The sequence below is a fragment of the Rhizobium sp. YTUHZ044 genome (assembly GCF_051123975.1).
Taxonomy (GTDB): domain Bacteria; phylum Pseudomonadota; class Alphaproteobacteria; order Rhizobiales; family Rhizobiaceae; genus Rhizobium.
On record NZ_CP101426.1, the window covers coordinates 3,973,027 to 3,984,544 of the forward strand.

The 11,518-nt window shown below is 61.1% G+C and carries 9 protein-coding genes; 2 read left to right on the forward strand and 7 right to left on the reverse strand.

The features are described from left to right. Nucleotides 1-10: 10 nt before the first annotated feature. From NL154_RS19505 to hemA, 7 genes are all read right to left on the reverse strand, one after another. Nucleotides 11-1,096, reverse strand: coding sequence for an ABC transporter ATP-binding protein (locus tag NL154_RS19505; RefSeq protein WP_434733220.1), 1,086 nt, complete (start codon nucleotides 1,094-1,096; stop codon nucleotides 11-13). A gap of 11 nt (nucleotides 1,097-1,107) precedes the next feature. Then, on the reverse strand, nucleotides 1,108-3,030 hold the full coding sequence (locus tag NL154_RS19510) for a glycoside hydrolase family 127 protein (protein WP_210632919.1): 1,923 nt from the start codon (nucleotides 3,028-3,030) through the stop codon (nucleotides 1,108-1,110). 135 nt (nucleotides 3,031-3,165) lie between these two features. Then, nucleotides 3,166-4,029 carry a carbohydrate ABC transporter permease gene (locus NL154_RS19515; protein WP_210632920.1) on the reverse strand — a complete coding sequence of 288 codons (864 nt, stop codon included), beginning with the start codon at nucleotides 4,027-4,029 and terminating at the stop codon, nucleotides 3,166-3,168. Further along, nucleotides 4,026-4,943: a carbohydrate ABC transporter permease gene (locus tag NL154_RS19520; protein ID WP_434733221.1), complete on the reverse strand. Its 918-nt coding sequence runs from the start codon at nucleotides 4,941-4,943 to the stop codon at nucleotides 4,026-4,028. Before NL154_RS19520 ends, NL154_RS19515 begins: the two co-directional genes overlap by 4 nt. 73 nt (nucleotides 4,944-5,016) lie before the next feature. Next, the gene (locus tag NL154_RS19525) at nucleotides 5,017-6,255 is read right to left on the reverse strand and encodes an ABC transporter substrate-binding protein (protein WP_221147754.1); all 1,239 of its coding nucleotides are present in this window, start codon (nucleotides 6,253-6,255) and stop codon (nucleotides 5,017-5,019) included. Nucleotides 6,256-6,309: 54 nt separating this feature from the next. Further along, nucleotides 6,310-7,287 (reverse strand): LacI family DNA-binding transcriptional regulator, encoded by a 978-nt coding sequence (locus NL154_RS19530; protein WP_210633039.1) that lies wholly within the window; start codon nucleotides 7,285-7,287, stop codon nucleotides 6,310-6,312. A gap of 330 nt (nucleotides 7,288-7,617) precedes the next feature. Continuing rightward, the gene (gene hemA / locus NL154_RS19535) at nucleotides 7,618-8,832 is read right to left on the reverse strand and encodes a 5-aminolevulinate synthase (RefSeq protein ID WP_210633040.1); all 1,215 of its coding nucleotides are present in this window, start codon (nucleotides 8,830-8,832) and stop codon (nucleotides 7,618-7,620) included. 325 nt (nucleotides 8,833-9,157) lie between these two features. Between hemA and NL154_RS19540 the strand changes: the two genes are divergently transcribed. Next, entirely contained in the window at nucleotides 9,158-9,415 is a 258-nt protein-coding gene (locus NL154_RS19540) for a YMGG-like glycine zipper-containing protein (RefSeq protein WP_011427043.1), read from the forward strand. 166 nt (nucleotides 9,416-9,581) lie between these two features. Then, nucleotides 9,582-11,510: an autotransporter assembly complex protein TamA gene (locus NL154_RS19545; protein WP_434733222.1), complete on the forward strand. Its 1,929-nt coding sequence runs from the start codon at nucleotides 9,582-9,584 to the stop codon at nucleotides 11,508-11,510. Nucleotides 11,511-11,518 lie beyond the last annotated feature (8 nt).

Here is an 11,518-nt window from a genome sequence, read left to right on the forward strand (position 1 = left end):
GCGGCTACAGCTATCGCAGCCGATTACCGCCCTCATCGAACAATCGGCAATTCGACGGCTCGAACTGCAGGCTGACCTCTTCGCCGGCCGCAATGCTGGTCGGCGACCGGTGCTCGACGGTGAGCGACTGGCCATCGCTGAGCTGGCAGTAGAGATACTGCGTTCCGCCGAGATATTCCGAAAAATCGACCCTTGCCGTCAGGCTGCCAGTGAGCTCAGGCGCCACCTTCAGATGCTCCGGCCGCAGACCGAGCGTCACGGCTGCACCGGCCGGCCTTTCTTTCGGCAGCAGGCCACTTTCGACGCGCCCGCCGGCAACGTCGACCAGACCGTCTTCGCTCCATCGGGCATTCAGCAGATTCATCCGGGGCGAGCCGATGAAACCCGCCACGAATGTATTCGAAGGATTCTCGTAGATTTCGCGCGGTGTTCCGGCCTGCTCGACGCGGCCGTCGCGCAGCACGACGATCTTGTCGGCGAGCGTCATCGCCTCGGTCTGGTCATGCGTGACATAGATCATCGTGTTGCCGAGCTCGCAATGAAGGCGGGCGATCTCGATGCGCATGGACACACGCAGCTCCGCATCGAGATTGGACAGCGGTTCGTCGAACAGAAAAACATCCGGCTTGCGCACGATCGCCCGGCCGATCGCCACACGCTGGCGCTGGCCGCCGGAAAGTTGTCCGGGGCGTCGGTCGAGCAGATGGTCGATCTTCAGGATCGCCGAGGCTGCCTTGACGCGCATCTCGATCTCGGCGGGACTGGTGCGCGCCATCTTCAGTCCGAAGGCGAGGTTCTCGCGCACGCTCATATGCGGATAGAGCGCGTAGGATTGAAAGACCATGGCGATGCCGCGCTCGGATGGATCGAGATCGGTGACGAGCCGTCCCTTGATCTCGATCTCCCCATCGGTCACATCCTCCAAGCCAGCGATCATGCGAAGCAACGTCGATTTTCCGCAGCCGGACGGACCGACGAAAACGACGAATTCGCCCTCCTCGATCGTCAGGTCTATGCCGTGCACCACCTGCAGATTGCCATAGCTCTTTCGCACGTCCTGAAGGACGACGCTCTTGTTGCCCATACCGTTCGTCATCCCCAAACGACCTACTTGTCCGCCTGGACCCAGACAAGCATCTCTCCAGGCGCGCGGTTGTCCCAGAGATGATAGGGCACGAAGCGTGCGGTGGCGACCCGCCTTTCGGCCGGCGCCTTGCGGTAGAGCGAATTGCCCCAATTCGATGTTTCCTCACGCTCGACCTTGAGATCGAGGGCGACGGCATCATTGAGGTCCTTCAGCACGACGGTTTCGGCAGCCGGGAGTTCGCGGGGCAGAACGATGGCGTTGAGATCTTTGCCATTGTCCGTTGTTTCCACGCAATAGACGAGCGGACCGCGCATCAAGGCGACGCGGCCGGCATCCTGGCGCACTTTCGGATTGGCATATTGCGGGCGAAGCGCCAGCGGCAGGTAGAGGGCCACCTTATCACCGTCCGCCCATTCGCGGTCGATCCGCGCATATCCATCGCGGACATGGGCACCGAGGTCGAGCATCGCCGCGTTGACGCTGAGGGTTGCGCCCTCCGCCCAGTCCGGAATGCGCAGCGACAGCGCAAACCGGGCCGGCTTTCTCAGCCTGGCAGTGAAGGCGACGGCGCCGTCCCACGGATAGTTGGTAGCCTGTTCCAACTCCACCTCGGCGCCGTTGGCAAGCTTCAGCCGGGCGGTGCTTTCGCCGTAGAGATGCACGGCGATCTCATCATCGGCAACTGCATACATATATGAGCCGATCGACGTCACCAGACGGGCGATGTTCGGCGGGCAGCAGGGGCAATGGTGCCATTTCCAGCGGTGGTGCTTGCCGGCACTTTCCAGCGGGTTGTCATAGAAGAAGGTCTTGCCGTCTGTGGAAAGACCCGGCAGCGCGCCGTTATAGAGCGCCTGCTCCATGACGTCGGCATAGCGCCGGTCCGGCCCGCGCCCGAGCATGCGGCTTGCCCAGAAGACCAGACCGACAGAGGCGCAGGTTTCCGCATAAGCTGTATCATTGGGCAGGTCGTAATAATCGGTGAAGCCTTCATTGGACGCGGCCGGGCCGATGCCCCCGGTGATGTACATCTGCTTGGTGGTCAGATCGTCCCAGAGCGTTTCCAGCGCCGTCGTCAGGCTGTCGTCCTTGTATTCGGTGGCGATATCGGCCATGCCGGAATAGAGATACATGGCGCGCACAGCATGGCCGACGACCTTCGTCTGTTGGCGTACCGGCAGGTGCGCCTGGCCATATTCATAGGTCTTCTGATGGAAGTCGGCAGCGCTGCGGCCATCGCGAGCAGCCTCGGCCGTGAAGAAGTGCGGCTCGGTGCCGCGTTCGTCGATGAAGAATTTCGAGAGGTCGAGATATTTCTTCTCGCCGGTCACGCGGGCAAGTTTGACCAATGCCAGCTCGACTTCCTCATGGCCGCAATAGCCTGGTATCTGCCCCTCGCCATGACCGAAAACCTTGATCATGTAATCGGCGTAGCGGCACATGATATCGAGCAGCTTGCGCTTGCCGGTCGCCTGATAATAGGCGACCGCGGCTTCCATGAGATGGCCGGCGCAATAGAGCTCGTGATGGTCCCGCAGGTTGGTCCAGCGGCGGGATGGCTCGACGCGCTGGAACCAGGCGTTCAGATAGCCGTCCTTGTCCTGCATCCTTTCATACATGTCGATGATCTCGTCGGCCCGCGCCTCGAGCTTCGGGTTCGGCCGGCGATAAAGCGAATAGGCGATCGTCTCGATCGACTTGCCGAGGTCGGAATCCCAGAACATCTGCGTCGTCCCGCCCCAGGGCTGGATGGGAATGACGACGCCCGGGCTCGGCTGGCTGACGTCGATCGCCTTCAACATCCCGGCTTCGACGCAGCGGTCGAGCAGGGTCTCGGCGGTCGAATTGCAGACGGCATCCTGCCACTTGCCCCAGAAGCCGCCGAGCTCGACATCGGGAACGGCGACGGGGCGAAACTGGCGGTCGTTGCTTGACTTGGTCATGGGCTCCACTTTCCCTAGAGCATGATGCCGAAAAGTGTGAGCGGTTTTTCCGGACGACATCATGCTCTAACTCTCTAATTTAGAACAGGATTCGAATTTAAGGACCGACCCGGCCTTAAATCATCCAGTTCGAGGTCATTTCACCGCGCCGGCCATCAGCCCGCGCATGTAGTAGCGTTGCAGGAGCAGGAAGACGATCAGGCAGGGGATCGTCATGACGACGACACCGGCCTGCACCGCTCCCCAGTTGATGGCGCCGAGCCGCCCGGCGCGGACCGCCGTCATCAGCACCGGCAGGGTGTATTTCTCATTGCTGGAAAGCAGCACGAGCGCGGCGAGAAACTCGTTCCACGCATTGAGGAAGGCAAAGATCGCCACCGTCGCGACGCCTGGAAGTACCAGCGGCAACAGAACGCGCGCCAGCAGCCTGAGGTCGCGCGCGCCGTCGATGCGGGCGGCCTCTTCGATCTCCTTCGGCACAGCATCGAAGGCGTTGCGCATCATGAAGACGGAGAAGGGCAGCTGCAGCGTCACATAGACGAGCGTCAGCCCGAGCAGCGAATTGTTGAGGCCGAGTTTTGCCAGGATAATGAAGAGCGGCGTCAGGATCGACTGGAACGGGATCATCAGCGTGGCGATGATCAGCACAAAGAGTGCATTCTTCATCGGAAACCGGTAACGCGAGAAACCGTAGCCGGCGAGCAGGCTGACGACGACGGTCAGCACGACGGTCGCCACCGAAACGAACAGCGAATTGATCATGTGCTGCCAGATGCCGGCCCCGAACGTATCGAGCAGCGCATAGGCATCGAAGCTGACGCCGGATGTCGGCCACGGCGGCAAGGGCGGCAGGCTGGCTTCGGTACCCGGCCGGAAGGAGGCGAGCAGCGTGATCGCGAAGGGCGCCAGGAAAAAGATCGAGATGGCGATGCCGGTGAGATGATAGGCCGATTTCGTACGGATGGCCTTGCGGGCGCGGCGTTGCCTTGACGTCGTCATGGACGCTCCTCCCCGACGCGAAGCAGCCAGAGCTGCACGATGCTGATGGCGACCAGGATGGCGAGAAGCGCGATCGAAAGCGCTGCGCCGTAACCGAGATTGAACGAAACGAAGGACTGGTTGAAGATGTAATAGACCACCGAGATCATCTTGTTCCGCGGTCCACCGGCCGTCATGATGTAGAACTGGTCGAAGGCGAGGATCGAGCCGGTGACCGAGACGATCAACGCCAGCGCGATCGTCTTACGCATCAGCGGCAGCGTCAGATGCCGGAAACGTTGCCAGCGGCCGGCGCCGTCGATGCGGGCTGCCTCCGTCAGCTCGGACGGAATGGCCTGCAGCCCGGTCAGCAGAATGATCATGGTGAAGCCGGCGATCTTCCAGACGACCATCACCACCACAGTCAGGAAGGCTGTGTCGAAGGTCGCAAGCAGATTGGGGCTCTTTTCCAGAAGACCGAGTGCCTTCAAGGCCGGGCCGATGAAACCGCTATCGACATTGGCAAGCCAGACCCAGAGCAGCGAGGCTGTGGCAAGGCCGACCACAACAGGCAGGAAGATGATCGTGCGGTAGGCGCTGACGAACTGCCTATCCCTCTCGACGAAGATGGCCAGCGGAAAGGCGATGGCGAAGATCGCGATGGTGACGATCACGGTGTAATAGGCGGTGAAATTCAGTGCCGCCATGAAACGAGTATCGTTGAACATGCGGAAATAATTGTTGAAGCCGATCCAGCGCGACGCTCCCATCAGCGGCCAGTTATGAAGGCTCATCCACCCAGTGAAGAGAACCGGCATGACGAAGAAGACGATGACCAGCGCCATCGCCGGCGCGATGTAGGCAAGGCCGCGCCAGTTGGATCTGCGCCGACGCTTGCGCCGAGGCAATAGGGTCTCTGAACCGGAACCGGTCATCAATCGCTCCGCATCTGTCTATGGAAATTGGCCGGGAAGCTGCCACCGCTCCCCGGCCGCGGCCTTGGGAGAGTTATTGGCCGCTATCGATGATCGACTGCATTTCCGACTGGGCGCTGGAGAACGCACCGTCGACGTCGTCGCCGAAGATCGCCGCGTTGGTGAAGCTTGCCCACGGACCATTGGCGCTGTTGATGAGGTCGTTGAACTGCAGCGTATAAGGGGTCTTGGCGACACTGATCGCCTTGAGGCCGACTTGCATTCGCGGGTCGAGGCCCTCAAGCACCTTGTCGGCGATGTCGCCGCGTGTCGGTAGGCTGCCATATTTCGCCATGATCTTCTGGCCGTCCATCGAATAGATATATTCAAGGAACTCCTTCACCGCGTCGATCTTCTTCGTGCCCTTGGTAATGACGAAGTTGTCGCCGCCGGCAAAGGACGACGGCTTGCCGTCGACGCCGGGAATGAGGGTCACGCCGAAATTGATCTCGGGATGCTGGGTCACCAGTGTGCCGATAGCGAAGGCACCGAGGCTTTGCTGGCCGATCTTGCCATTGGTGAAGGTCAGGAAGTTCGTACCGTTGTCGCTGGCCGCACCCGCCGGCACCAGGTCCTTCTTGACCATGTTGCGGTAGATATCGATGGCCTTGCGCATCTGAGGCGTATCGAGCGTCGCTTTCTTGCCGTCGGCCGACAGGATATCGGCGCCGGCACCCCAGGTGAGCGGGGTGAAGGTGAAGATCATGCAGCCGCCACAGCCGCCGCCGGAGAAATAGAAGCCGTAGGTATCGTCACCGAGAGCCCGGATCTTCTCCCCATTGGCGGTGATTTCGTCCCAGTTATCAGGCGCCTTTTCCGGGTCGAGACCGGCCTTCTTGTAGAGATCCTTGTTCCAGGCGAAGACCGATGTTTCGACGGAAAGCGGCAGCCCGTAAATCTTGTCCTGATAGGTGCCGAGGCGGACATGCGACGGCGAAAGCGAGTTGAAATAGGGAAGCGACTTCGCCCAATCCGTCAGGTCTTCCAGCTGTCCGGCCGCGGCAAAGGCAGGATTGTAGATGAGGTCCATCGACAGGGCATCTGGCGCCTGTCCGCCGGCGATTGCCGTCGCATATTTCTGCACCAGCTCGGAGAACGGCACTTCGGTCATCACGACCTTGTTCTCATGGCTGGAATTATAGGCTTCGACGACCTTCTTAAAGGCATCGCCAATCCCCGATCGGACCCACATTTCGACGTTCTCGGCAGCCGATGCAGCCGACACCAGGCACAAGGTAGCGATGCCGGTCGCCGCCAATAGACGCTTGATCATGACACTCCTCCCAATATGGCGCATCTCCTCGCGCCTTGTTCATTTCCCTGATTATCATTCCTCGGGGGTCCTACCTCCGCATGACCGCCGGACGACGAGCCGGCAGGGCAACTTCCTCACTCCCGGCTCGACAGGCCGTCCTTCCGCAAGCGCCAGCACCGTCAATCCGGCCTGCCGCCCCAACTCCTTCAGCTCCATATCCACCGTCGTCAGCGGCGGCCGCGTCTGGGCCGCGACAATCTCCCAATTGTCGAAGCCGATCACCGAGACGTCCTGCGGCACCTTGACGCCGCGCTCGCGCAGCGCATCCACCGCACCCCGGGCGATCTGGTCGTTGCCGCAGAAGAGCGCATCCGGTTTTTCTCCCGGCCTCTTCCAGAGCTGTTCGACCGCCTCATGGCCCCAGCTTTCCGACCAGACGCCATAGAGCACCGGCTCGCGGTGGCCCGCTACCTGATGATAGGCGCCGGCCCGCTCCCGCACCGAAAAGAACTCTTCCGGCCCGGTGATATGGGCAATCCGCCGCCGCCCGATCGTCGCGAGCCATTCCACCGCCAGCCTCGCACCCTGTTCATCATCCGAACGAAACGTAACGCTGTTCTGCGTCCCCTCCGTAAAGGCGTAGACGACAGGCACATGCAAATTCGACAGGTCGACGGGCAGACGTTTGTCCAGCCGCTTGCCGGTTGCAATGATTCCGTCGACTTGCTTGTCCAGCATCGCGTCGACATGGATCTGGGCGAGCGCCGGATCGTCTTCGATGGCGCACAGGAAAACTGAAACGCCATGATCGACGAGAGCGTCAGAAATGCCCGCCATCACAGGCAGCGTGAAACGGCCGTAAGTGTCGTTCGTCAGCAGCCCGATGGTGAAACTGCGTTTGCTGAGAAGACCTCTCGCCAGCGCATTCGGCCGATATCCGATTTCGCCGGCGATCCGCTTCACCCGCTCGCGTGTTTCCGCTCCCATCCGACCGGTGTCGTTGAGCGCCTTCGACGCCGTCGAGATGCTCACGCCGGCAGCCGACGCCACCTCATGGATGGTGATCCTGCCCCTTTTTCCTCCCGATATGTTCAGGCCTTCCTCCTTCTGAATTGGTTTGAGAAAAGCTTTTACCAATCCCTCTGTCAAGTGAGAAAAGGTTTTCTCATGCATTTCGAGAGACGGAGCAGTGAGGCGTGGATCGCAGGAAGGAAGGCGTGGAAACGGCCGATGCGAATCCATGGGACCGCATTGCGTCATTCGCCCCTAGAGGGCAGCGCTGATAATCTTATCCAGCTAATGAATACGAACAACAATCGGCGTCAGAACCTCCGATGGGAGGTTCTGATTCGTCGCGTGAGAACCCAGGCGATCGTTAGATCAGGCGACGTGCCTTGCCAGCGCGCAGCGCGACCAAAGCGAATGCAGGGCGTCGACCAGATGGGCGATATCGGCGTCGGAATGCAGCGGTGTCGGAGTGATGCGCAGCCGCTCGGTCTTCTTCGGCACGGTGGGATAGTTGATCGGCTGGACATAGACGCCGCAATTGTCGAGCAGCAGGTCGGAGATCCACTTGCACTTGGCGGCATCGCCGACCATCACCGGCACGATATGGCTGGGATTGTGCATATGCGGAATGCCGCGCTGGTCGAGCAGCGCGCGCAGCTTGCGCACCCGGTCCTGATGGCGTGCGCGCTCGAACTGGCTGACCTTCAGGTGCTGGATCGAGGCGACCGCACCGGCGGCGAGCGCCGGCGGCAGCGCCGTGGTGAAGATGAAGCCGGAGGCGAACGAGCGGATGAAATCGCACAGCGCCGCCGAGGCGGCGATATAGCCGCCCATCACCCCGAAGGCCTTGCCGAGCGTGCCCTCGATCACCGTCAGCCGGTCCATCAGCCCCTCGCGCTCGGCAATGCCGCCGCCGCGCGGGCCGTACATGCCGACCGCATGCACCTCGTCGAGATAGGTCATCGCGCCGTATTTGTCGGCGAGATCGCAGATCTCCCTGATCGGGGCGATGTCACCATCCATCGAATAGACGCTCTCGAAGGCGATCAGCTTCGGCGCCTGCGGATCGGCGGCGGCGAGCTTGGCTTCGAGATCGGCGACGTCATTGTGTTTCCAGATCACCTTGTCGCACTTGGCATGGCGGATGCCTTCGATCATCGAGGCATGGTTGAGCGCATCGGAGAAGATGATCAGGCCGGGGATTTTCGCGCCGAGCGTGCCGAGCGCCGCCCAGTTGGAGACATAGCCGGAGGTGAAGATCAGTGCGGATTCCTTGCCGTGCAGATCGGCAAGCTCACGCTCGAGCAGGACGTGGTAATGGTTGGTGCCAGAAATATTCCGGGTGCCTCCCGCACCCGCGCCACAGTGGTCGATGGCGGCCTTCATCGCCTCGATCACCTTCGGGTTCTGGCCCATGCCGAGATAGTCGTTGGAGCACCAGACCGTGACTTCCTTCTCGCCATCGGCCGTATGGCGCGTCGCCCGCGGGAAATTGCCGCGGTGACGCTCGAGATCGGCAAAAACGCGGTAGCGGCCCTCGGCATGAAGCCCGTCCAGCTCGTTTTTGAAAAATGCTTCGAAATCCATCATATGCTCCAGTATCACGCGGCCGTTCTTGCCGATCGGACGTCCGCGCGTCAATGCTTACCCTTTGCTTTAACATCAACTGCGGCAAAAGGCCCAGATTTTTGAATGATTCCAGATAAAAAATATGGGCGCAATCATCCGTGAGTTTGATAGGGCGCAGCGCGATGGAAATCGCAAAACCACAGGCCCCGCGACGACACTCGTCCTGCAAAAAAATCGCGGCACTGGTGGACAACCCTTTCTTCCGACATAGTTTTCGGGCTAGCGTGCCAAAAAAACAATAGGGACGGCCTATGCCCATTGGGCGATAACCCAGGAGAAAGAGATGAAAAAAGCTGTCATACTCGCATTGATCGGCCTGTCAGTCGCAAGCTGCACGCCGACCCAGCAGGGTGCCGGTATTGGTGCTGCATCCGGCGCCGTCATTGGCGGCGCAGTGACCGGGAATGTCCGAGGTGCTGCGGTCGGAGCCGCCATCGGCGGCGTGTCGGGCGCCCTGATCGGCAGCGTCGCGGAACAGCCCGGCCAGTGCTACTATCGCGACCGCTACGGCCGCCGTTACATCGATGCTTGCCCGCGCTGAGGGCGCTGACAAACGGCAAAACAGGAAATCCCGGCCACACATCCGGGATTTTTTGTACCGAATTAGCGCGTGGGCAATTTAAAATGGTACACCCTGCGCGATTTTGCCGCTAAGCTGTTCACGGCTGGGCAACGAAGCTTCATGTAGGCGTAACCAAAAGCAGCGGATGCGGATTAGAGGGACAAGTCCGAAAATAGGTTTTGCGTATCGGCGAACAGGCACCATGATGGTGGTCGCAGCGGCAGCTGCTTTCTCACCGGTCCTGATCGGCGATGCTTACGCCTTCAAGCTTTTCGGCATCACCATCTTCGGCAAGGAGGAGGATGAGAGCGAACAGGTGCCTGATCCGGTGCGCTATCACGTCGACCTCAAGGCCGACACCGCCGATCCGGATCTCAGGGAAGCGCTCGAAAACAGCTCCCGCCTTGTCAGCGACCAGAAACAGCCCGTCTCCGGCGATCTCGGCATCGTCGTCAAGGCGCGTGACGACCGCGAGCGACTGGTCGCTGCGCTCTATGAAAAGGCCCGGTATGGCGGAGTGGTGGCGATCACCATCGACGGCAAAAATATCGACGACCTGCCGCCCAATCCGACATTCGACCGCTCCGGGCCGGTCCCCGTCACAGTCGATATAACACCAGGCCCTGTTTTCAAGGTCAGAGAGGTGCAGTTCGGCGGCGACGCCGCGGATCGCAATCCCGCCGACTACGACCTTGCCCCCGGCGCAGAGGCCGGCTCGCTCGCCATCATCAAGGCCGGCGACAGAATAGTCGAGCAGTTGAAAAGCGAAGGCCGGCCCTTCGCCAAATTGACCGAACGCAAGGTCGTAGCCGATCACAGGAGCGACACGGTCGACATCGTGCTTGCTGCCGAAGGCGGGCCTGTCGCCCCGATCGGCGATGTCGGGGTCACCGGCGAAAAAACCGTGCGGCCTGCGTTCATCCAGCGTTATTCCCGGCTGAACAAAGGGGACCCCTATTCGCCGGAAACGCTGAAGAAGGCCGGCGAGCGGCTGCGCGCCCTCGGCGTCTTTTCGAGCGTCACCATTCATGAGGGCGATGCGCTGGCGCCGGACGGCACGCTGCCGATGACGATCGAGGTGTCCGAAGGCAAGAGGCGCTATTTCGGCGTCGGCGCGCAATATTCCACCACCGACGGCCTCGGCATCCAGGGTTATTGGGGTCACCGCAACCTGTTCGGCGAAGCCGAGACGCTGAGGATCGAAGGCTCGGTCTCGCGGCTCGGTGAAACCACCGATGTCGGCAGCCTCGACTATTCGGCCGGCATCCTCTTCACCAAGCCCGGCGCCTTCTTCCCGGCCGCCACGCTGAAGGCCGGCATCATCGCCAAGACCCAGAATCCGGACGCTTATGATGCGACGCTCGTCACCGCCTCGCTCGGCCTTTCCTATGAACTGACCGAGAAGGACACGGTGTCGGCGAGCGGCGAAGTCAGCTGGGAGCGTGATGACGACGCATTCGGCACCAACGATTATCTGACCATCGCTCTGCCGCTTCAATATGATCGTGACGCACGCGACGATAAGTTCAATCCGACCGAAGGTTATCGCGCGACGGTGTCGGCAAAGCCCGGCTACGAGATCTTCAATGCCATCCCCTATGCGGCGTTCGAGGGTTCGATCTCCGGCTATCTTCCGTTCGGCGCCGAAGATCGCCTCGTGCTTGCAGGCAAGGTCGCCGCCGGCGTGCTGATCGGCGGCGGCGGGATCGAGGATATCCCTGCCACGCAACGCTTTTTCGCCGGCGGCGGCGGCTCGGTGCGCGGATACAGCTTTCAGGAAATCTCGCCTTACAACGACAACGGCGATGCCACCGGCGGCCGCTCCTATGTGACCGGGTCGCTGGAGGCCCGCTTCAGGATCACCGATACGATCGGCCTCGTGCCCTTCATCGATGTCGGCACCGTATCGGACAGCACCTTTCCGGGTTTTTCCGATATCCGCGCCGGCGCCGGCGCGGGAATACGATATGCCACACCTTTCGGGCCGCTGCGGCTTGATTTTGCCGTGCCGCTGAACAAGTACGAAGATGGCACAGATTATGGAATTTATGCCGGCATCGGCCAATCCTTCTAGGATTGCCG